The following is a 21,957-nucleotide window of genomic DNA, read 5'->3' as shown; positions in this document are numbered from 1 at the left end:
TTAAGGCTTATAGCCCTTAAAAACACCACTAAATTTAGCTAAAATAAGTCATTATTATAGCCAAAAGGGGGTTTTATGCCAAAAAAATGCCGTCATTTGCTCCAAACAAGCGATTTAAGCGTTGATGAAATTAAGTTCTTATTAGAAAAAGCAAGCAGATATAGCGATGATTTTAATGCGGTGTCTTTAGAGACAAAAGAAAAAATGCAAGATAAAATTATCGTGGCTTTGTTTTTTGAAAATTCCACTAGAACAGTGTCTAGCTTTGAGATTGCAAGCTTAAGATTAGGGGCAAAATTTGTCAAACTAAACATGCAAACTAGCTCTACTTCAAAGGGGGAGACCTTAATAGATACTTTTAAAAATATTCATGCTATGCAACCAAGTGCGATGATTATGCGCCATGCTTTTTCAAGTGCACCTTTTAAATTAGTAGAGTTTTCTCAATGTCCACTTATAAATGCCGGAAGTGGTGTGAGCGCTCATCCTACTCAAGCATTATTAGATTTACTCACCATTTATAAGCATTTTGGTAATAAATTAGAAAATTTGAAAGGAAAGAAAATCGCTTTTATAGGTGATGTAAAAAATTCAAGAGTAGCAAATAGTAACATTAAGTTACTTCAAAGATTTGGGCTTGAGATGATGTTGTGTGCTCCAAGCTCTATGCTCCCTACAACTTCTTTAAGAACTACGCATAAGATTGAAGAGGCGCTTGAATTTGCAGATATTATTATGAGTCTAAGAACCCAGACTGAGCGCCATAATACACCCATTTTTGCAAGCTTACAAGATTATGGCAACACTTATTGTATTACTAAAGAAAGGCTAGAAAAATATGCCAAGAATAAAGAAGTGATAATCTTGCACCCAGGCCCAGTGCATAGGGATATTGACATAGAAAGTGCCATGCTAGAAGATGAGCGCTGTAAGGTCTTAGAGCAAGTTAAAAATGGCGTAGCAATACGCATGGCGGTATTGGAATTTTTACTCGCATCTTCAAAATAAAATTGCCTTAAGAAATTAGGTTTGAAAAACTTAAGCTTTCTTAAGCTAATGTGTGAAAAATTATCATAAATTCTTTTTAATCTCTCTTTGTTTATCTCATTTTTAATGCAAATTTAAAAATTTTCAATTATAATCTTTAGTGTAGTTAAGTTTCTTGGAAAGTAAATCAACGGATAACTTAGCTATTGTTCTTTAATTTAAAAATTAGTCATTTAAAAGCTGTTGTTAATGGGAATTGTGTTTTTGTTGCCTTTCTTAAAGAATAGGTGCTACTTGATAATGATAAGGAATTTAAACATGAAAAATAGTGCGCTTTTGAGGAATAAAGTTTTTTATGGGTTGTGCTCTTTAGGCTTGCTTTCAAGTTTAGGAGCGTATGATTATAAGATTAGTATTCAGGCTGAGTCTTTTTCTAAAGTGGGTTTTAATAATAATAAAATTAATGTAGAGAAAGGAATTTATCCTACAGAAACTTTTGTAACAACTGTAGGTCAAGGAAATATTTTTTTAGACATGCTCTCTAATCATCTTAAAAATTCAGGGCATTCTTTAGAGGCTAAAGTAGGGGGCACAATTGGTGGGGTGGCTTATGATAGCACGAAGTTTAATCAAGGTGGCTCTGTCATTTACAACTATATTGGTTATTGGAATGGTTATCTAGGGGGTAAATCAGCTCAATTAGATGGGGGCAGTATCCATCAATGTGCTTTAGGAAGTGATGGTAAAGTGATTGATTCAGAGGCATGTGGGAATGCCAAAATGAATAAAATTCGCCGTAACTATGTCTTTAATAATGCGTATTTGGAATATCGCTATAAAGATATTTTAAAGATTAAAGGCGGTCGTTATGAATCTAGTGCGCCTTATATGAGTGGCTATACACAAGGCTTTGAGATTAGCACTAAATTCAAAGATAAGAGTGAAGGAACACACAAAATGTGGTGGTTTAGCTCATGGGGAAGGGCATTTGCTTATGGGCAATATCTCTATGATTTCTATTCTCCAAGAACCGTTCAATTAAAATATGCCGATGGTAGTGTGCGAAGAACCGTGAATTATGGTATTCATCTTTTAAGCTACACTTATGAAAGAAAAGGTATTAGCATTAATCCTTTTTTCCAATTTTCTCCGGGGACTTACTATAGCCCGGGTGTTATCTTAGGCTATGATACAAACCCTAATTTTGATGGCGTGGGCTTTAGGTCTGAAACTAAAGCGATAATTTTACTTCCTGTGCATGCGCCTTTAGTGCGTGGCAATTATCGCTATGCGGCTAGAGCGGGAACAGCTGGGCAAAGTTTGCTTATTAGACAGCGATTTGATTATAACGAGTTTAATTTTGGTGGGGCATTTTATAAGGTTTGGAAGAACGCTAATGCCTACATTGGAACTACAGGAAATCCTTTAGGCATAGATTTTTGGGCTAATAGCGTTTATGATATTGGTCAGTCTATGAGCCATGTGGTTACAGAAGATGCGATTTCAGGGTGGGTCTTTGGCGGAGGCGTGCATAAGAAGTTTTTATGGGGCACATTATGGCGCTGGACAAGTAGCACGATTGCTAATGAGGCGAGCGTAGCAGTGAATGTGGGTTATAAAATCACTAAGAATTTATCCGCAAATTTAAAATTAGAATATTTTGGAGTGATGACTCATTCAGGTTATATGGTGGGTAGCTATATGCCAACACCCGGCTCTAAAGCCCTTTATTCAGATAGAAGCCATTTAATGACTACTTTAAGCGCCAAATTTTAAGTTTATTTGGAAGGGTATAAACCTATTTGGAGTTTAACCCTCTTCCTAATTTTTTAAAATTTTCAATTTTTTCTCCCCTTATCTCCATTTTCTGCTACAATTCAAGCTTATTTTCATTCGTAAAATCATTTTAAAAAAGGAAATTCTTATGTCTCATCACACCATAAAACTTTTTAGTGCCTTAAGTTTAAGTCTAGCTAGTTCTTTAATGGCTGAAGAAAGCTCTTTCTTTCTTGGAGCTAACTATCAAATGGCACAAATGAAAGAAAACTCTTCTATGACTAATCCTAACTACAACCCCAACGATTCTTTGGGGGGGGGGTATATATTCTCCCCTAAAGGTGCCTTTACTAAACTCTAATCAATTAGACACGCTTTCTAATGGTGTCTCTAGTCAAATCACAAATTTACAAAACCAAATAAACACTTTAGGTAGTAGTGCTACAGCAGAGCAAAAAACACAACTCGCTCAACTAAACATTCAAAAACAAGCTATCAATGTTTTACAAGCTTTACAACAAGACCCTAGCTTGTTTAAAAACCCTCAAATAGAAAATCTAGCTAAAAGCTTGCAATTAAATGCAGGAATCACTCAAAATGGTGTGGGCATTATGAGCTTAGGTTTAGTGATGATTCAAACCAATGAATTATTGCAACTTATAAAAAATAATCCAACTACTAATCTTATTCAAACACATTCTAAAGAACAACCAACACTTATAACAAATAACTACGCCACTCATTCTAGCCCTACCTCTACTACAGAAGTGCTTAAAAGCCTTGATAGTTTAAGACTTTCATCTATTAAGGGGTATTTGGAGGGTTATTTAGAAGAGTTAAATGGCATGATGAATGGTCAATATTATCAACAAGGATTTCAGCATAACATAACTCTAAATACCATAAAAACAAAGGTTCAAAGTATTTTAAGTGCTTTAAACTCTAATCAAGCATTCAATAGCTCAAGCATAACTGAAAGTTTAAAAACAATCATTGATGATTTGAATGCAAACACTATCGGTAGGAATGACACCATTACAGATAAAGAGATTTTACAAAATGGGCTTATAGGGTGGAGCGAAAATGAAGGTGCAAAAATAACTCCACATGCCTATTTGACCCCTAACTTTGGTATCAACTCTCTTATGCTCTTTCAAATGCTACAAGGCATAGCTAAAAATCAAAAAGATGTGAATTACGCTTACGCACTAAGCTATGCGTTCCAACACTTTAGAAAACAATATGTCAATTTCTTTAGTAATGAAGTTTATAATGGTTGTGCTTTTAAGTCTAATGATTGTGGCAAACTTGTATCACCTCCTACTTTGCAAAATTTAATAGAAAAGATAGACCCCAAACTTATTCCAACCTATAAGCAACTCCTTAATAAAGCCAGCAATGAATTTCAAAAAACTATGGAGACTGCCGACGCTATAGGTAGTGCAAGTGCTTTTACTTCAGCCATGACAACATTAAAAAATAAGATTAGTGCTTTAGCCAATTCAAATGATAAGCAACAAGCCCTTAATATTATTGATAAAATGCTTACAGATATTCCTATTTATGATGCCCAAAGCTCTAATTTTAACATGCAACTAAGTGCATGGATGTGGGGTATTGTTATGAATAGCCCAACTACAGTGCATATTACTGTTCTTAGTGGTCAAACAAAAAATGGTGTTAAGGAAAATTCAAGCGTTGTTATTAGTGGTTCATTTGTGCCTGCTGATGGTTGCAGTGGCAACTGCAGTGAATACCAATATACGCCTAAAATAAAAACCCCACAACAACTCTATCATGCTGTTTCAGATTGGTGGAACAATATGGGCAACATAGCTAACGCCCTTAACTCTCATAATCCTAAAGAAATAGGTGTGGCAATTCAAAGCTTTGGTAATTTCTATAACGAGCAATGGAAAAATAACCCACATTACCAACAAGGTGGAAGTTACCTTAATAAAAACCAAATCAAGCAAATCCTTAACAATATCAACACATCTCTACCCAAAGCTGACCAACAAACCTTGCATTTTACTTTTATGGCTCTACCCACCAACTCTACTAATACTCTCTCTCAACAACACCAAGCTACCTACAATACTCTACAAGTTTCTAAACCCATAGCCTTAGCAAGTCTGAGCACTTTAGCGAGTATGTTTAATAACATGAACTACTTAAGCTCACCTACGACTACATTCACTAACAATGATAAAGTTATAGAAAGCAAACAACAAGGTTATATGCTAGGCTTTGGAATCAAGGGTGGCTATAAACAAATGTTTAATCATTATATTAAAGGCAATAGAGAAAGTAAAAAGAAATACGGACAATTTGGATTAAGATATTATGCTTTCTTAGATTATAACTATGGAGTCTTAAGTCAAAGAAACACTAATCAAGTTAATATGAACATGCTTACTTATGGTGTAGGTTTAGATATTCTAGTGAATATCTTTGAAAATAAACTAGCTAGTTATGGAATCTTTGGTGGTTTTCAAATTGCTGGTAATTCATGGTTAGCTACTAGAAATTATTCTAGTAGTATGAAAGATAAAATTAGAGCGACTCATTTTCAATGTTTGTTTGATTTTGGATTAAGAACTAATATTCTTAGTCATCATGGTATTGAATTAGGAGTAAAGATTCCTATGCTTAGTCAAAGATATATTGATGTAGCTAATTATAAAGTGAATTATAAAAGAGAGTATGTTTATTATGTTGGGTATGTGTGGGGGTTTTAGGATTAAGGGAACAAGCAATAAGGCTAATAGTTTAAAAAGCTTTATGGCTTTTTAGATTTTTGAAAAATAAGAACACATAAACCAATATTTTAAAAACTCTTATGTTTGGGGTATTTAATAAACCCCCTAAGCAAACCCTATATATCTATACAAACACAAAATCTTAATTCTTTTGTTTTGTCTTAAAATACAACATTTTTTAAAATAATGCCCAAACTCTAATCATTTTTTGCTTAGCTTTTGTCAATACACAAACTTAATGCGCTCATATGAATGTCAAGGTGTGTTAAGTGTTTTTCTAGGGGGAGTTTTAATAAAAATAAATTATTGATAAGAGAGCTTAAGGGTTATTAAACTTTTTGTTTTTTTAAGATATTGATTATAAAAAGCTGTGAGAGGGTAAGATAAAAAGATTGATACAAGTTTTTGCATTAGACTATGATAAAACCATGTGCTTTAGCACATGGTTTTATGGTTATTTATCCTGCTTGATAGTTTTTGAAAATATCTTGGCTTACTTTGTAGCTACAGAACTTAGGACCACACATAGAGCAAAATTCTGCTCCCTTAAAGACTTCTTCTGGTAATGCTTCATCGTGATATTCTTTAGCTCTTTCTGGGTCTAAGGCTAGTTCAAATTGCTTGTTCCATTCAAACGCATATCTTGCATCACTCATCAAGTCATCTCTCACTCTCGCACCCACTCTTCCTCTAGCAATATCAGCAGCATGAGCAGCGATTTTATACGCAATAATGCCCTCTCTTACATCTTTGGCATTAGGTAAGCCCAAGTGCTCTTTAGGGGTTACATAGCATAGCATAGCCACTCCTTTATAAGCCGCTAAGCATGCGCCAATAGCACTAGCGATATGGTCATATCCAGCTGCAATATCAGTAACCAATGGCCCTAAAACATAAAAAGGCGCATCATTACAATATTCTCTTTGTAATCTTACATTTCTTTCAATTTGATTTAAAGGCACATGACCGGGGCCTTCAATCATCACTTGCACATCTTTTTCATAAGCTCTTTTAGCAAGTTCTCCTAAGACTTTTAATTCTGCAAATTGCGCTGTATCGCTTGCATCGGCTAGACAACCCGGACGCAAAGAATCACCCAAGCTCAAACTGACATCATATTCCTTGCAAATAGCCAAAATATCATCAAAAGCAGTGTAGAAAGGATTTTCTTTATGATAGTGCATCATCCAAGATGCCATTAAGCTCCCTCCACGACTCACAATTCCCATTTTTCGCTTACTTACATAGGGCATATGCTCTAGTAAAAACCCACAATGGATAGTAAAGTAGCTTACCCCTTGTTTGGCTTGCTTTTCTAAAGTTTTTAGCATGGTGGGAATATCAAGTTTCATCACATCGTTATTGACATCATGTAAGATTTGATACATAGGCACGGTTCCAATAGGCACACTAGAATGAGCAATGATAGCCTTTCTGATTTCGTCTAAATCTCCACCTGTGGATAAATCCATAACCGTATCAGCACCATATTTAATGGATATATTTAGCTTTTCTACTTCTTCATCAATGCTATGAATAATGGCTGAACTTCCAATATTAGCATTGATTTTGGTGCGTAAGGCTATGCCTATACCCATAGGGTTTAAGTTGGTATGATTGATATTAGCTGGGACAATCAAGCGCCCTTTAGCAATTTCTTTTCTAACAACTTCTGCCTCTATGCTTTCAATATTGGCAATATAAGCCATTTCTTCGGTAATAATCCCATTTTTAGCATAGTAGAGCTGAGTTTGTGGGTTTTTTCTGTTTTTTAAATATTCTGTTCGCATTATAACTCCTTAACAAGAATAGGTTGTGATAAATTCAAAGGGGTGAGGCTTGCTTTCCCAAGGAAATACTTCAGTATGAAATTTAAGGGACTGATAAGCTTGGATAAATTCTTCGCTAAAGATTTGTCCCTCTTTTAAATAATCTTTGTCTGCAAGCATTTCTTCTAACGCACTTCTTAGAGTGTGGGGCATTTGCTTGATGCCTTTTTCTCTAATTTCATCTAAGGTTAGCTTGAAAAGATTGATATCCATAGGTTCGCCCGGATTTTGCTTTTTCAAAAACCCATCAATGCCCGCCATAAGAATGGCTGAAAAGGCTAAGTAGGGGTTTGAAGAGCTATCTGGGAATCTAAATTCTAATCGTGCGCTCTTATTTGAAATTCCATAGGGAATACGCACGCTTGCGCTTCTATTTTGTGCGGAATAAGTTAAGATAGAGGGGGCTTCAAATCCCGGAATTAAGCGTTTATAAGAGTTGGTTGAGGCATTGGTAAAAGCAGCTAAACCTCTAGCATGGTATAAAACTCCACCTAAAAAGTGCAAAGCAAATTCGCTTAAACCTTTGTAGGTATCACCGCTAAAAAGGTTTTCGTTATTTTTCCAAATGCTTACATGGGTATGCATGCCACTTCCGCTATCACCATAAAGGGGTTTTGGCATAAAAGTTGCAGTTTTGCCATTTAAATGAGCGACCATTTTAACTACATATTTGAGTTTTTGCACATTATCAGCCGCCTCTACTAAATCCCCAAATTTTACGCCCACTTCGCCTTGTCCTTGAGCTACTTCATGATGGACTACAAAGGTTTCTAAGCCAACTTGATTTAAAACCTTAACAATTTCAGTGCGAATATCCATCATAGAATCCATTGGTGGCACAGGTAGATAACCCCCTTGCTTACCTGGTCTATGACCATAATTCACACCACCCTCAAAGCTTTTATCTCTGTTCCATTCGCCCTCTTCGCTATCTACTTCATAATATTGGCAGTTTGAGGCATCTTTAATCTTAATAGAATCAAAGATAAAAAATTCATTTTCTGCGCCAAAATATGCCACATCGCCTAAATTAGAATCCTTTAAGTGCTGTAAGGCTTTTTTAGCGATACTTCTAGGGCATTTTTCATAAGGCTGATTTTTATACACATCATAGATATCACAAAAAACAACCGCACTTACATCAGCGCTAAAAGGGTCAATAAAATAACGCACCAAATCTGGAATCAAGAGCATGTCTGATTGCTCTATACTTTGCCAAGCCTTAAAAGAGCTTGCATCAAAAGGAATCCCTTCTTTAAGCATGTCGTCATTTAAGGCATTGAAAGAATAAGTCATATGATTCCATGTGCCTTTAATGTCAGTGAATCTAAAATCTACAAATTCTACTTCGTTATCTTTGCAAAAATCCCAAAATTTTTTAATACTGCTTTCATCATTACAAATTTTCATTATAAGTGCCTTTTAATCAAATTGTTCATGTAGAACAAGTTTTCTAAAATAGTAGCGATTATAACACAGATAACATAGAGTTGAAAAATAACCTCTATTATTCAAGGCAAATATCTATGAGTTGTCAAACTAATTTTGATTTAAATTGATTTGACAATCTCAAGTGGGAGTAAAAGCGCTTAAAATTGGCATAGCCCCATAAGCTATCTAAGATTTATTTTTAAAGAAATTAAGAGCTTTTTTTAAATCTTCTTTAGTGTCAATTCCTATGCTTTGGCTTTCAACTATGCTAACTGCAATACTTTTTTGATAATATAAAGCCCTTAATTGCTCCAATTTTTCTATATTTTCTAACGCACAAGGTTTGAAAGAACATAATTCTTCTAGGCTTTCTTTAAAAAAACCATAAACACCAATATGCCCTAAAAGAGGGGTTTGGCGTTTAGAATCATTGCGCAAATAAGGGATAATAGAGCGTGAAAAATATAAAGCATAATTATTGCTATCTAGCACCACTTTGACTAAATTAGGGCTTTTGGCCTCTTCTTCATTAATTACTTTGGCACAAGTTGCCATAAATGGAGCTTTTTTAGTAATCTCAAGTAAGGTTTGTATGATAGAAGTCTCTAAAAAAGGCTCATCGCCTTGTAAATTTAAAATAATTTCATTATTGTTAAGCCCTAGAATTTGAGCCGCCTCTAAACAGCGTTCTGTCCCACTATTATGGTGTTTTGAAGTAAGCACAGCTTTAATGTGGTGTTGTTGGCAAATTTCTAAAATACTTTCATCATCACAAGCCACTATGCAGTCATCTACCAATAAGGCATTTTTAGCTGAGCGGACTATCATAGGTAGCCCATAAATATCAGCTAATACTTTATTTTCAAAACGACTAGATTTTAAGCGAGCGGGAATTATAATCATCTTTAAACCTTTAAAATGGGCTTTTTTGTGGTATTATACTCACATTTTTAACTTGTCATTTCTAAGATTTTTAGGAAAATGATGATTCAAGATTTTTATTATTGAGGAGTTTGTTTAAATGATATTAAGAGCTGTTATGTTAAGCGCATTACTTGCAATAGGAGCGAATGCAACCCCAACAAAAAGTAACCCCCAAGAAAAGCTAATGCAAAGCAATTTAAAGAAAGTTGTTGAGAAACAAACGGGTAAAAAAATCAATGTTTTAGAGCTAAAAACATTAAAATCTACAAGCGAATTTAAAATTGCTGTTGTAGAAGACCCTGATACGAAATATCATATTCCCCTTTTAGTTAGTAAAGATGGTAATTTGGTTGTAGGGCTTAGCAATTTATTTTTTAGCAGTAAAGATTCTGATGTGCAAATGGTTAATGAGCTAAATCAAAAAATCCAATCTTTTAATGTAGCGCAACAAAATAGTGGTAAATTAAATGCCATTTTTGAAGAGATTCCTAGCGATTATGTGATAGAGTTTCCATCAAGTGATGTGAAGAATAGAGATAAAATTCTTTATATTGTATCAGACCCTATGTGTCCGCATTGTCAAAAAGAGCTCACTAAGCTAAGAGAGCATTTAAAAGAAAATACTATAAGAATGGTTATTGTGGGTTGGCTTGGAGCTAATTCGGCTAAAAAGGCTGCTATCATTCAAGAGGAAATGACACAAGCAAGAGCTAGAGGGGCAAATATAGAAGATAAAATTTCTATCATTGAGAAAGTATATTCCACTCAATATGATATTAACGCACAAAAAGAGCCAGCAGGTATGCGCACTAAAGTAGAAACAATCACTAAGAAGATTTTTGATTCTGGCGTGATTAAATATGTGCCTTTCTTATATGAATATAAGGCTAAAAAATGAAAAAGCCTTATAGAAAAATCTCTGACTATGCGATTGTTGGGGGTTTAAGTGCGCTAGTTATGGTAAGTATTGTAGGGTGTAAAGGCAATGCTAATGATGAAAGCCAACAACAAACTAAAAACCTTACAGAGAGTGTTAAAAAAGGTGCTTTTGTTATTTTAGAAGAGCAACCAGATAAAACCTATAAAGTTGCCGAAGAATACCCAAGCGCAAAAACACATATTGTGGTGCGAGACTTACAAGGCAATGAAAGGGTTTTAAGCGATGAAGAAATTCAAAAACTCATCAAAGAAGAAGAGGCTAAAATTGATAATGGCACAAGCAAGCTCACTCAGCCTAATAATGGGAGCGAGAGCAGTGGTTTTGGATTAGGGAGTGCGATTTTAGGTAGTGCTGCAGGAGCGATTTTAGGAAGTTATATTGGCAATAAGCTATTTAATAACCCTAATTATCAGCAAAATACACAACGCAACTATAAATCCCCCCAAGCTTATCAGCGCTCGCAAAATTCTTTCAATAAAGGGACTTCTACAAGCGCACCTAGTGCTACGACAAGTAGGGGTAAAAGCGGATTTTTTGGCTCTAGTAAGCCATCAAATTCTTTTAGCTCAACTTCAAACTCAAGGGGTGGTTTTGGGGGGTAAGCCCTTGGTAGTGTTGGATTTGGTTTAAAAAGGTTTTTTAAATTTTAACTTAAATTCAAGGATGGTTTATGCAAGTAATTCCTTTAAATCCTTTAGATAATGAGACTTTAGAAGAAATCGGTTTAGAATGGCATACCGATAATGATAATTCGCCTTATATTGCTGATGAAATGGTGGCTATTTCCCAAAAAGAGGCTGATGTCTACTATGATGCTTGTAATGAGCTTTATGATATGTTCGTAGAGACTGCTGAAGATGTTATCGCTAATGAGCGTTTTTTTGAACTAGATATTCCTAATGCGCTGATTCCTATGATTAAACAAAGTTTTGAAGAAGAGGTGCATTGGCATATTTATGGGCGTTTTGATTTAGCGGGGGGATTAGATGGAAAGCCAATTAAATTATTAGAATTTAATGCTGATACTCCAACCATGCTTTATGAAAGTGCTGTAGTGCAATGGGCGTTACTCAAAGCTAATGGCTATGATGAGAACGCACAATTTAATAATCTCTATGAGGCTATTGGTGAAAATTTTAAGCGCATGATTACTTTAGGCGAAGATACAAGTAGTTTTGATGAAATGTATGAGGGGTGGAAAATCCTTTTTTCAAGCATTAAGGATAACGCCGAAGAAGAACGCACTGTGCGCTTTTTGCAAGACATTGCACAAAGTGTGGGGTTTGAAACAGAGTTTTCCTATATTGATGAAGTGGAATTTAATGCCAAAGAGGGCGTATTCAAAAATGGTGTGAACTATGAATTTTTATTCAAGCTTTTGCCTTGGGAGAATATTGCCATTGATGAGCCTGAACTAGCCCTTTTAATGCAAAGCATGATGGAAAACAAAAACACCATTTTTTTAAATCCAGCCTACACAATCCTCTTTCAATCTAAGCGTTTTTTAAAGCTTTTATGGGATAAATACCCTAACCACCCATTATTACTAGAAACAAGCTATGAACCTTTAAAAAATAAAAAGCAGATTAAAAAGGTAGCCTTTGGTAGAGAAGGGGCTAATAGTGAAATTTTTGATACTTCTATGCAATCAGTGTTTAAGACAGAGGGCATTTATTCTAATCATAAGCCAATCTATCAAGAGTTTTATGAATTGAATGCGCATAATGGTGTGTATTACCAACCTAATGTGTTTTTTGCTTATGAGCCTTGTGCGTTAGGTTTTAGAAAAGGGGGCTTAATCTTAGATAATTTTTCTAAATTTGTGAGTCATATCATTCAGTAATGCGATTGTTTCATATTTATGCAACAACCTTTTTCTTCCCTTTGGTGTTGCTCTTTGCTCTAAGTGGCTTTTTGATGCTCTTTGGAGTGCGTCAAAACACTAACGCTAGTATTCAAGAATGGATTGTAGAAAAGTCTATAGCTAAGAGCGAACGCCTAGAATTTTTACTTAACTTCTTAAAAGAAAATCATTTAACTTTACCTAAAAAAATAGAACCTAGAGAGTATAGAGGAATGCTTATTATAGGCACGCCCTTGCATGAAGTTAGTTTGGAAAATAAGGATAGCAAGATTACTATTAAAACGATAAAAAGAGGTTTTATAGGCGCACTTGTTATGCTCCACAAAGCTAAAGTTGGCATTATTTTTAAGGTGCTTTTGGGAATTTTTTGTGTGTTTTTGCTTTTGTTTTATCTAAGTGCTTTTTTAATGATAGCTACCAAGAATGCCAAAAAAATGCTTTTAAGCGTTTTTTTAGGGAGTGTCATAATGGCATTGGCACTCTTTTTTTCATTGTGAGAGAGCAATTTGGGAGCAATTTGCTTGAAATGTTACTATAAAATGTCTATTTTATACTAGAATAGTTTTGAAGTAACCATTCAGTTAATTTTTAAGGAAGATAGGTTTGATAAGGTTTAAAATCAAGGCTTTAATGTTGGCAAGTGCCTTAGTTTGGGTGGGTTGCTCAGAGACTGCAACTTATGTGAGTCAAAATGATAAAAAGACCAAGCGCTATGTAACAGGTGGATTGGATTTTGAAGATGTTCAAGATTCAGCTAAAAGAGCTGTTAATTCCATGTTGGCAGATGAGAGCGTAAAAGCGCTTATGGCTAAGGGAAAAAGGATTGTTGCGGTATCTGATGTGATTAATGATACTACAGAGCATTTTGATGTGCAACAACTCACGAATTTAGTCTTACAAGATTTAAAAAAGGGTTCTAATAACCGCTTTTATGTTACTCGTTCTGTTTCGGGGACAGGGGGCATGACTGATAGTATGATTGAAAAATCACGAGCTTTAAGAAATAATGCGGATTTTGACCAAGATACCACAATTTCTAAGGGGCATTTGAAAGCGCCCGAATTATCCTTAATGGGTAAGGTTACCCAAAGGAATGCTCGTGTCTCAGCCACTAAACAAAAGGTTGTATTTGTTTTTTCGCTGGAATTGGTGGATTTAAAAAGTGGCTTGCAAGTATGGAGTGATACCTATGATATTGCCAAAATTACAAGCAACAGAAATGTTTCATTTTAATTTTAATTAAGGAGTTTTTATGAAAATGAATTTGAAGTTGGTTTTAGGTTTGAGTGCTACAGCGATTTTAGCAATTGCGGGTTGCTCTATTACTCCTAAGTCTGGTGTAAGCAAGAGTAATCAAGAATACAGACAAGCCATTAAGGGAGCGCCTGATTGGGTTTATGGCGATTTGAATAAGATTGCTAAAAGCCAAGGCAAAGAATATTCAGGTGTGTTCTTAGGTAGGGCTGAAGAAAAAATTATTGATGGCAATGTAGAGTTTGCAACTGATACGGCTAAAACTAAGGCTAAAGCTGATTTAGCTGAAAATTTAAAATCTCAGCTCAAAAAAGAGCTCAAAGAAGACATTAGCGCTAATGAATCTCATTTATCGCAAACTACCACTAGACATATTGAGCAAGCAGTTGATAAAGAATTAGTTGCAACCAAAATGTTAGCAAGATATGTGGGTAAGGATAGAGTATTTGTGCTAGTTGGTTTAGATAGAGAGATTATGCAAAAAGTTCGTGATGAGCTTGGCATGAATAAAAAGAAAAAATAGTCTAGCAAGCACTTAATGGGTAGCTATGCGGTTTTTAGTCTTTTTATTATTGTTGGGAGTTCTATGCGCCAAGAGCCTACCTAAATGGGCTCAAAAGTGCATTGTTGTAGTCCAAAAAGAGAGTGTTTTAGCTTGTGGAAAAGGTCTTATAACATCTAGTAATACAGAATATGCGCTAGATTTAGCTAAAACTCAAGCAACAGAGAAAATTCTCTCATTCTTGCATAGCGATACTTCCGCAACAATAGAAATGAGCGCTAAAAATATCAAAGCACGCTATATTGGTTCCAAAGAGGTTTATGTGCTACTTGAGATTAAAAAGAGTTTTATAAAAAATGTCAAAGGAGAAGAGCCTTGAAAACAGCTATGTTGATGTTGAGTAGAACTTGTGCTACTTGTTTATTGGGGGCTATTCTTTTAAGTGCTATGCAAGCCAAAGAATATGATAAAGCACCTAAATGGTATATGCACTATAAGCAAGACAACGCTTATTTCTATGGCAATGGGGAGGGTAGAGATAGAGAAAGCTCTAAACAAAAGGCGCTAAATGATTTGGCAAGTTCTATCTTGGTGCATGTGAAGTCTAAAACTACGCTTTCAACCAAGCTTGAAAATAATCATATTACTACTAAGAATGCACAAAATATTGAACTAAATACGGATTCTTTAGCGCTTTTTAATGCAGAAGTTGTGCGACAAGGAATGAGTAAAAATGGCTTGTATTACACTATTCTTAAGCTTAATAAGCAAAAATTTTTAAATGATTTAGAAAGGCGTTATTTAGCTCTAAGGGCGCAATTAGCCCCTCTTTTGCCCAAGTCTTGTCAAGGCGTTTTTCTAAAAGAGGCGTCTAAGATGCAAAAGATTTTTGAAAAGCTAGAGCCTATGCAAAGCATTTTAAGCGCTTTTGATAAAGCAGTTAGTCCCTTAGAGCGCTATCAAAAAGTGTATTTGGACAATACGCCTAAGCCTAAGGTGCGTTTGAGCTTTTCTAATGGAGTTGATGAGGAAATCAAGGAGGCTATCTATAGCTCTTATATGCGTTTAATGCAAGAAAGCAACGAGCCTCATCTCTATAGTTTGCAAACAACTATTTATACTCAAAATGGAGGCGATTATATTGGAGTCAATCTTGTAGTGAAAGATTGTCAAGATAAAGTCATTTTGACTAAGAATTTGCAAGTAGAGCAAGACAATAGGGGCGATGCGATAGAGGCGATAAAAGCTGAAGTGTTTAAGTCTCTAAGAGATTATAGGAATTCAGATGGGCAAGGCAATAGCGATATTGATTCTAAGGATAATGCCATAGAATTTTAAGCTTAATTTTCTAATCAAGGGGCGTCAAAGTAGTTGAAAGAACGAGCTTTTAGCACCCCCTTATCCATAGGGACAACTTTGAAAACAACTTAAGGCATGTCAAAAATATCTTTCTATAGGAAAATGACTCTTAATTCATTTTAAATAGCTACAGCATGATATGGAGCATTTGAAAAATACTAAAAGATAAAAATTTTTGTTGGTGGTGTATTTTTTGTGTTGATGATTGGGATAATTGTTTTTGTTTTTAACTAAGCATTGATGATAAAGCGAACAAAAAGAGCCTAATACTAAAATTGTTAAACAATAATCTTGTAAGCGCTTAAACTAGGTATTTTTAAGTTTTTAAAATCTCAAAAGCATCTCTAATGCTTTTTGTTATTTTTAAAAACTATAAGAAGATAAGGATAAATTTAATCAGCAAAAAGCAAGGCATAAGCCCTTAAAAAATCCCCCTTAAGAAAATGAATTTTTGCAATCAAGAGAAATCTCAACTACAGGATAAGATTTTAAGCTTTCTTAAAGATAAAGGACTAATAAAAGAACTATAAGAAAAAGAAATTAAACCATTTTATTAAGAATATTTTTTTGGGTATCAATATTTAATTAGAATAAAGTAATTGTTTGATATGGGTTAGTGTAGCAGAAAAGCTAAAATCACAGGGTATATAAAAATATCAAATATTCTTAAAACCCCTTGATTACCACCATTAAAAAGGAACAATGTCTGTAAATAAGGCTAAGGTCTTTATAGTCTTTTAGCTTGCTTGCTCGTTGAGTTTTTCCAATAATTCTTCTTCATTCAAAATAGTAACGCCATGTTTTTGTGCTAGAGTAAGTTTTGAGCCAGCGTTTTCTCCAGCGATGAGAAAATCCGTTTTAGCGCTCACGCTTGAAGCAATTTTTGCCCCTAAGTTTTCTAGCATTTGAGCGTATTCTTGCCTTGGTTTAGAAAGCGTTCCAGTTAGAACAATGGTTTTATGGTTAAAAATAGAGTGGTTTAAAATCTCTTGTTTTTCTTCAGCAATAGGTTTCAATAAGTCAAATAAAGCTTTAATAAATTCTTTATTGCTCACATAAAAATTCGCCAAAGAATGTGCCATTTCAACCCCAAAACCTTCTATCTTTAAAAACTCTTCTTCGCTTTTTTCTAATACATTCAAACCATATTTTGCTAGAGTTTTACTCGCTCCCTTACCGATATGCTCAATCCCTAAAGCATTAATGAGTCGCCACAAAGGGGGGTTCTTACTCTTATTGATAGCATCTAATAGGTTTTGAGCCTTTTTGATTTTGAATTTGTCTAGTTGCATTAAATCGTCTAATTTTAAAGTATATAAGTCTAGGGCATTAAGAATAAGCTTTTCTTCAAAAAGTTGCTCTATGACTTTATCGCCTAAGCCTTGAATATTTAGGGCGTCCTTAGAAGCAAAATGAATCAAGCTTTCTTTAAGTCTTGCGGAACAATTGATGTTTTGACAATAAGTAAAAATCTCTTCACATAAAAGCTCATGCGAACATATAGGGCAATGTGTAGGACGAATAATGGGGTGTTGTGAGCCATCTCTATAATGTTCTAAAGGTTTAATGATTTTAGGAATCACATCACCACTTCTAATAACTACAACCATATCATTAAGCATAATATTCTTTTTTTCAATTTCAGAATAATTGTGTAAAGTCGCTTTAGTAATCAGTGCCCCAGCAATTTCTACAGGCTCTAAAAGAGCTACAGGAGTTACAGCCCCACTACGCCCCACTTGGTTAATCACTTCTAAAATCCTCGTGTGTTTTTCTAAGGCTGGAAATTTATAAGCACAGGCAAATTTAGGGGATTTTTGGGTATAGCCTAGCTCATTTTGTGTGCTTAATGCATCAACGACTATTACCATGCCATCTAAAAGGGCTTTAAACTTATCTCTTTCTTTAATAAGCGTGTGATAGCTTTGCTCTATCTCTTCGTGGTTTTTATTTAAACTTAGATATTCAATCGCACTAAAACCCAAAGAGACAATAAAATCCAAACATTCCTTAAAGCTTAGAAAATTTAAAGAATGCTTGCCCACACCCCAGGGAATAAATTGCAATTTACGCTTTTTTGTGATACTACTATCAAGCTGTCTCAAACTCCCCGCAGCAGCGTTTCTAGGGTTAGCAAATAGGGGTTCATTAGACTCTAAGCGTTCTTTATTTAAAGTTTCAAAATCATCTTTAAAGATAATCACTTCGCCCCTAATTTCTATTTCTTCATCATAAGAAATAGTGTGGGGAATGTTAGCGATATTTTTTGCATTCATTGTAACTAACTCCCCTTCTAAGCCATTGCCCCTAGTAGTCGCACTCACTAATTTGCCCTTATTGTATAAAAGATTGAGCGAAACCCCATCAAGTTTAGGCGAACACACAAACTTAGTGTTAGGATAGATTTTTAAAATGCGATTAAGCCAAGTTTGTAATTCGCTATTATTAAACACATCATCTAAGCTCCACATCCGCACCAAATGGGGGTTTTTATTAAACTGATTTAATGTAGTAGCTCCAACTTTTTGAGTAGGGGAATTAGCCTGAACTTGGCTAGGATTTTTTTCTTCATAATCTTTTAATTCTTTATAGAGTTCATCATAAGTAGCATCGCTTACTAAGGGCTCATCTAGCACATAGTAATGGTGAGATAATTCATTTAAATATGCAATTCTTTCTAAATATTCTTCTTGATTTTTTATCATGTTAATAACGCCCTTATAACTAAAATAGGGCGTTATTATAGTGGTTTAAAACTTATAGGCTACTTCAAAGCGTGCATTAAATCCGGGTTCTGCCATACCTCTTGCATATTTGTCTTGATTAGGCTCATCAGGACTCATCACGGGGCTTGCTTGGTTGATGTATTGTTTATTGAAAATGTTATTAAACACTAAATTGACACTCAAGCCTTGATATTTCTTTTGTGTGGGTTTATAGGTTACAAAGAAACTGCTAATTCCATAGCCGGGTTTATGCACATGGAAAATGCCGGGTTTTTTAGCGCAATTACTAGGCTGTCTGTCAATATCTGTGGGGCCATTACGATACATATTATACGCACAATAATCTAAGGTAGTAACAAATCTTGAAAGCCAAGTGAAACTTAGTCCTATGCGAGAGATATTATAACTAGCTGTGAGAATAAAAGTATTGCCGGTAGTTGCAGCTAATTCATAAGCATCTGCTATCATATGCCCTTTTAAGCTAGGCCAAGAACGCCCCACACTTAGTCCTAGAGAAAAGCCCTTATACTTACCTGTGCCAGAGACTTCATATCCGGGAATATAAATAATATCTTTAATGTTGGTAACATAGAGAGTAGAAGTGAATTTATTAATGTAGTTTGAAATCAATTGCGTAAAGCCTGCAGCTCTAAAATCAAAATATTCGCTGTTGTATTCAATGTTAAATTCAAAGTTTTGACCAATTTCTGGTTTTAGATGCTTATCATAGCGTAAATTGTCTTGACGCATCCATACTAAGCCAACAGGCAAAGGACCTCTAGTAACATACGCATAAGAAAGTCTAAAATTTAAATTTTTTAAAGGCGAGATAATCAAAGCTGTGCTAGGGCTAAAACCTTGAGTTACATGCAATTGCCAATCTTTATCTACGAAAGTATAGACATCATAGCGTGTTCCAGCACCCCAAGTTACCATAGGGTGAAAAGTGTAGTTAGCTTGAGCATACACACCTATAACATTAGCTGTTTCGCCATTTCTTTGACAATGTCCATTGGTCAAATTAGGGTCATTAGGCCCTGTTACTTGCTTACAAGCATTAGGGCTATCTCCGGGTTTAACCAATTCGCTTTTAGGAATAGCCTTGTCAAAAGTGGTTAAATTTTGGTAATTCAAGCCATATTCAAAAAGATTTTCACTATTATGATTGAGAGTATGAGCGACATTAACATTCGCACCCGCATTAATAATGTTTAAGTCTTTTTTAGCTACTACAGAACCTCCTCCAAGGTTTCTAAAACTAATAGAGCAGGTTTGAGTTGTAGCATTATAAATACCCCCTTGTGCAACACATAGATTTGAATCATCATTTTGTGCATTTGGTGCTGTGTAGCTAATGGTTTTAGCAATATCATTTGGCGAAAAAAGAGGGTTGATTTTGACATTTCTAACACTTCCATACGCATCAATTTTTAATTTAGGGTCATTAAAGTTTGTCCCTCCCTCTCTTTCATAAGCTAGACTAATGTTATTGACCATATTAACACTATCAGTTTTAAATAACCTCGCATCATTTTCAAACAAACACTTACCTACCTCGCCTCTTTTATTATAATCGTTAAAATCATCGCAACTATAAGGCAAGAAAGTTCCTGTAAAATTCGCCCTCAAAGGTCTTTTAGCGTTATCTCTTGTTAGGTTGTAACTTAAAGTGAGCGTATCTCTTTCACTCAAGTAAGCATTCGCTTTGACTAGGACATTATTTTGTTCGCTTGGAGAGCCTGAGACTTTATCGTTTTCTGTGGGATTAAAAAGATTTTTCATAGCATTATTGCCATCTCTATAATAGAATATATTTTGATGAGTATAATATAGTAATATATCAAAATGCTCATTTTGATAAGCACCTGTTATGTTTTCTCTATCTCCAAAGTTGGTATAAAAGCTTGTTGCCCCACTAATGGCGTAATTTTTACCCTTAGGAATAAAATCTCTCGCACTTTTAGTTTCCATTTTAATCGCACCAATTAAAGCCATGGGGCCTGCACTTGCTTGGGCAGCTCCTTTAGTAACAATCACTTCTTTTAGCATGCCCGGGTCAATTATAGTATTACCTTGATGCCCATAGCTTGCCCCCATTTGAGCTGCACCATCTACAGTAACTCTAGCAAGCCTATCTTCAATGCCACGCACATAGATTTTTTGCGCCATTAAGCTTCCGCCACCTACATTGATATTAGGGTTTCTTCTAAACATATCACTAATTTGATTAGCTTGTCTTCGTTCTAATTCTTTAATGGATACATGAGTTTGATTGTTGTAGTTAAAGATTCTTTGGGCTTGTGTGGTAACCTTACCTAAAGTGTGTGATTTTTTATTCTTGCTATTTTCGCTATCTTCTTTAGCCTCTGCTAAATCAAAAGTTCCAAAGAAAGCCAAAAGAAAGGATAATGATAAGTTTGTGGTTTTATTTAATCGTGTTGGTATATATTGCATAATCAATCTCCAAAAAAAATAAAATTAAAAAATAATTTATTATCGTAATCAATAAAATATTAATTTTGGATTAAACTAATCGTCTATTGATTTATTAAGATAATGAATAGTTAATAAAATAATTTGATATAAAGTTTTCATATTTATATGCAAAATATAAGGTATTACATTGTAGAATTGCAGTCAAATATTTGTGATGACTAAGGGAATTGAATGGATGTCCAAAAAACAACTTCATTGCATTTAAATAATGAGGCTCAGTTTTTGTGTTTCAAGTTAGATAAGGGTGAAGATGCCCAACTCTATGGTATGAATATTTTTAAGGTAAGAGAAATTATTCATTATGATGAGGACATTACAGAGACCATTGGAGGCACTGATGGTATGATGCTTGGTTTTCTTACGGTTAGGGGAGAATCTATCCCTTTAATTGATGTAAGAAGATGGCTTCATTATGATATCAACTCTTCAGAAAGCTCTCTTAAAGAGCATGGCATTGTTGATAATAAAAATCTTGTAATAGTGTGTTATTTTTCTAACCATTTGATTGCATTAAAAGTATTAGAGATTAAAAGCATTGTGCATAAGAGTTGGCAAGAAATTAGCACAGGGGATAAACAAGGCATTAATGTTGAAAGCAAAGTGAGCGCTATCACACGCTTTGATAGTGAGAGAGTGATACAAATCTTAGATGTAGAAAAAATGATTTGTGATGTTTTCCCCACCATGAAAGATTTAGATGAATTAACCTTGCGTTGTATGGAGGCCATAAAAAGTCAAAAGATGATTTTAATTGCTGAAGATTCCCTAACAGCTCTTAAGGCTTTAGAAAAAATTGTGCAAGCATTAAATTTAAGCTATCTAGCTTTTGCAAACGGACAAGAATTATTAGATTATCTCTATGAAAATGAGAATTATAAAAAAGTAGGGGTAGTGATTACGGATTTAGAAATGCCTGTAATTTCTGGCTTTGAAGTCTTAAAGACCATTAAGAAAAACGAAAAAACAGAGCAACTTCCTGTAATTGTTAATTCCTCCATGAGTAGCGATGCTAATCGCCAATTAGCTCAATCTTTGGAGGCTGATGGTTTTGTGGTAAAATCCAATGTTCTTGAAATCCATGAAATGCTCAAAAGAGCGCTTTCATAA

General features: G+C 34.7%; 18 protein-coding genes. 13 read left to right on the top strand and 5 right to left on the bottom strand.

The window, feature by feature from the left end; genetic code table 11:
- The first annotated feature begins 75 nt into the window (after positions 1–75).
- The 4 genes from pyrB to HCW_RS06780 all read left to right on the top strand — a co-directional run bounded on the left by pyrB (position 76) and on the right by HCW_RS06780 (position 5,504).
- The gene (pyrB, locus tag HCW_RS06795) at positions 76–1,008 is read left to right on the top strand and encodes an aspartate carbamoyltransferase (RefSeq protein WP_014661487.1); all 933 of its coding nucleotides are present in this window, start codon (positions 76–78) and stop codon (positions 1,006–1,008) included.
- Between the two features lie 297 nt (positions 1,009–1,305).
- On the top strand, positions 1,306–2,763 hold the full coding sequence (locus HCW_RS06790; RefSeq protein ID WP_014661486.1) for an outer membrane family protein: 1,458 nt from the start codon (positions 1,306–1,308) through the stop codon (positions 2,761–2,763).
- A gap of 148 nt (positions 2,764–2,911) precedes the next feature.
- Positions 2,912–3,124 carry a hypothetical protein gene (locus tag HCW_RS06785; RefSeq protein WP_014661120.1) on the top strand — a complete coding sequence of 71 codons (213 nt, stop codon included), beginning with the start codon at positions 2,912–2,914 and terminating at the stop codon, positions 3,122–3,124.
- Positions 3,105–5,504, top strand: a complete 2,400-nt coding sequence (locus HCW_RS06780; RefSeq protein ID WP_014661485.1) for an outer membrane protein — start codon at positions 3,105–3,107, stop codon at positions 5,502–5,504. Before HCW_RS06785 ends, HCW_RS06780 begins: the two co-directional genes overlap by 20 nt.
- Before the next feature lie 479 nt (positions 5,505–5,983).
- On the opposite strand, the gene thiC is transcribed toward HCW_RS06780, so the two are convergent.
- The 3 genes from thiC to kdsB all read right to left on the bottom strand — a co-directional run bounded on the left by thiC (position 5,984) and on the right by kdsB (position 9,688).
- Positions 5,984–7,315, bottom strand: a complete 1,332-nt coding sequence (gene thiC, locus HCW_RS06775; RefSeq protein ID WP_014661484.1) for a phosphomethylpyrimidine synthase ThiC — start codon at positions 7,313–7,315, stop codon at positions 5,984–5,986.
- 9 nt (positions 7,316–7,324) lie between these two features.
- A complete protein-coding gene (gene glnA, locus HCW_RS06770; protein WP_014661483.1) occupies positions 7,325–8,764 on the bottom strand; it encodes a type I glutamate--ammonia ligase in 1,440 nt (479 codons plus the stop codon).
- Between the two features lie 207 nt (positions 8,765–8,971).
- On the bottom strand, positions 8,972–9,688 hold the full coding sequence (kdsB, locus tag HCW_RS06765) for a 3-deoxy-manno-octulosonate cytidylyltransferase (RefSeq protein ID WP_014661482.1): 717 nt from the start codon (positions 9,686–9,688) through the stop codon (positions 8,972–8,974).
- 118 nt (positions 9,689–9,806) lie between these two features.
- Here kdsB and HCW_RS06760 point away from each other — a divergent pair, with 118 nt between their 5' ends.
- The 8 genes from HCW_RS06760 to HCW_RS06725 all read left to right on the top strand — a co-directional run bounded on the left by HCW_RS06760 (position 9,807) and on the right by HCW_RS06725 (position 15,607).
- Positions 9,807–10,607: a thiol:disulfide interchange protein DsbC gene (locus tag HCW_RS06760; protein ID WP_014661481.1), complete on the top strand. Its 801-nt coding sequence runs from the start codon at positions 9,807–9,809 to the stop codon at positions 10,605–10,607.
- A complete protein-coding gene (locus HCW_RS06755; RefSeq protein ID WP_014661480.1) occupies positions 10,604–11,251 on the top strand; it encodes a UPF0323 family lipoprotein in 648 nt (215 codons plus the stop codon). Before HCW_RS06760 ends, HCW_RS06755 begins: the two co-directional genes overlap by 4 nt.
- Before the next feature lie 68 nt (positions 11,252–11,319).
- Positions 11,320–12,492, top strand: coding sequence for a glutathionylspermidine synthase family protein (locus HCW_RS06750; protein WP_014661479.1), 1,173 nt, complete (start codon positions 11,320–11,322; stop codon positions 12,490–12,492).
- Complete coding sequence (locus tag HCW_RS06745) at positions 12,492–13,010, top strand: membrane protein (RefSeq protein WP_014661478.1); 519 nt, start codon at positions 12,492–12,494, stop codon at positions 13,008–13,010. The genes HCW_RS06750 and HCW_RS06745 overlap by 1 nt, the downstream gene beginning before the upstream one ends.
- 106 nt (positions 13,011–13,116) lie before the next feature.
- Positions 13,117–13,746, top strand: a complete 630-nt coding sequence (gene lpoB, locus HCW_RS06740; protein ID WP_014661477.1) for a penicillin-binding protein activator LpoB — start codon at positions 13,117–13,119, stop codon at positions 13,744–13,746.
- A 19-nt stretch (positions 13,747–13,765) separates the two neighbouring features.
- A complete protein-coding gene (locus tag HCW_RS06735) occupies positions 13,766–14,290 on the top strand; it encodes an LPP20 family lipoprotein (protein ID WP_014661476.1) in 525 nt (174 codons plus the stop codon).
- Between the two features lie 25 nt (positions 14,291–14,315).
- Positions 14,316–14,648 (top strand): hypothetical protein, encoded by a 333-nt coding sequence (locus HCW_RS06730; RefSeq protein WP_014661475.1) that lies wholly within the window; start codon positions 14,316–14,318, stop codon positions 14,646–14,648.
- Complete coding sequence (locus HCW_RS06725; RefSeq protein WP_014661474.1) at positions 14,645–15,607, top strand: LPP20 family lipoprotein; 963 nt, start codon at positions 14,645–14,647, stop codon at positions 15,605–15,607. The genes HCW_RS06730 and HCW_RS06725 overlap by 4 nt, the downstream gene beginning before the upstream one ends.
- A 758-nt stretch (positions 15,608–16,365) precedes the next feature.
- Here HCW_RS06725 and ligA read toward each other — a convergent pair.
- Complete coding sequence (gene ligA, locus HCW_RS06720; protein WP_014661473.1) at positions 16,366–18,333, bottom strand: NAD-dependent DNA ligase LigA; 1,968 nt, start codon at positions 18,331–18,333, stop codon at positions 16,366–16,368.
- Positions 18,334–18,378: 45 nt separating this feature from the next.
- Entirely contained in the window at positions 18,379–20,808 is a 2,430-nt protein-coding gene (locus HCW_RS06715; protein ID WP_014661472.1) for a TonB-dependent receptor domain-containing protein, read from the bottom strand.
- A gap of 213 nt (positions 20,809–21,021) precedes the next feature.
- Between HCW_RS06715 and HCW_RS06710 the strand changes: the two genes are divergently transcribed.
- Positions 21,022–21,957, top strand: coding sequence for a chemotaxis protein (locus tag HCW_RS06710; RefSeq protein ID WP_014661471.1), 936 nt, complete (start codon positions 21,022–21,024; stop codon positions 21,955–21,957).

Source organism: Helicobacter cetorum MIT 00-7128, assembly GCF_000259255.1.
Lineage (GTDB): Bacteria > Campylobacterota > Campylobacteria > Campylobacterales > Helicobacteraceae > Helicobacter > Helicobacter cetorum_B.
Note: the sequence above shows the minus strand (reverse complement) of the source record. Positions and strands in the feature narration are given on the sequence as shown.

Coding starts and splice junctions, on each gene's coding strand:
- HCW_RS06745 (WP_014661478.1), top strand. CDS start 12,492: ATGCGATTGTTTCATATTTATGCAACAACCTTTTTCTTCCCTTTGGTG.
- HCW_RS06730 (WP_014661475.1), top strand. CDS start 14,316: ATGCGGTTTTTAGTCTTTTTATTATTGTTGGGAGTTCTATGCGCCAAG.
- glnA (WP_014661483.1), bottom strand. CDS start 8,764: ATGAAAATTTGTAATGATGAAAGCAGTATTAAAAAATTTTGGGATTTT.
- thiC (WP_014661484.1), bottom strand. CDS start 7,315: ATGCGAACAGAATATTTAAAAAACAGAAAAAACCCACAAACTCAGCTC.
- ligA (WP_014661473.1), bottom strand. CDS start 18,333: ATGATAAAAAATCAAGAAGAATATTTAGAAAGAATTGCATATTTAAAT.
- HCW_RS06755 (WP_014661480.1), top strand. CDS start 10,604: ATGAAAAAGCCTTATAGAAAAATCTCTGACTATGCGATTGTTGGGGGT.
- pyrB (WP_014661487.1), top strand. CDS start 76: ATGCCAAAAAAATGCCGTCATTTGCTCCAAACAAGCGATTTAAGCGTT.
- HCW_RS06785 (WP_014661120.1), top strand. CDS start 2,912: ATGTCTCATCACACCATAAAACTTTTTAGTGCCTTAAGTTTAAGTCTA.
- kdsB (WP_014661482.1), bottom strand. CDS start 9,688: ATGATTATAATTCCCGCTCGCTTAAAATCTAGTCGTTTTGAAAATAAA.
- HCW_RS06735 (WP_014661476.1), top strand. CDS start 13,766: ATGAAAATGAATTTGAAGTTGGTTTTAGGTTTGAGTGCTACAGCGATT.
- HCW_RS06750 (WP_014661479.1), top strand. CDS start 11,320: ATGCAAGTAATTCCTTTAAATCCTTTAGATAATGAGACTTTAGAAGAA.
- HCW_RS06760 (WP_014661481.1), top strand. CDS start 9,807: ATGATATTAAGAGCTGTTATGTTAAGCGCATTACTTGCAATAGGAGCG.
- HCW_RS06715 (WP_014661472.1), bottom strand. CDS start 20,808: ATGCAATATATACCAACACGATTAAATAAAACCACAAACTTATCATTA.
- HCW_RS06710 (WP_014661471.1), top strand. CDS start 21,022: ATGGATGTCCAAAAAACAACTTCATTGCATTTAAATAATGAGGCTCAG.
- HCW_RS06790 (WP_014661486.1), top strand. CDS start 1,306: ATGAAAAATAGTGCGCTTTTGAGGAATAAAGTTTTTTATGGGTTGTGC.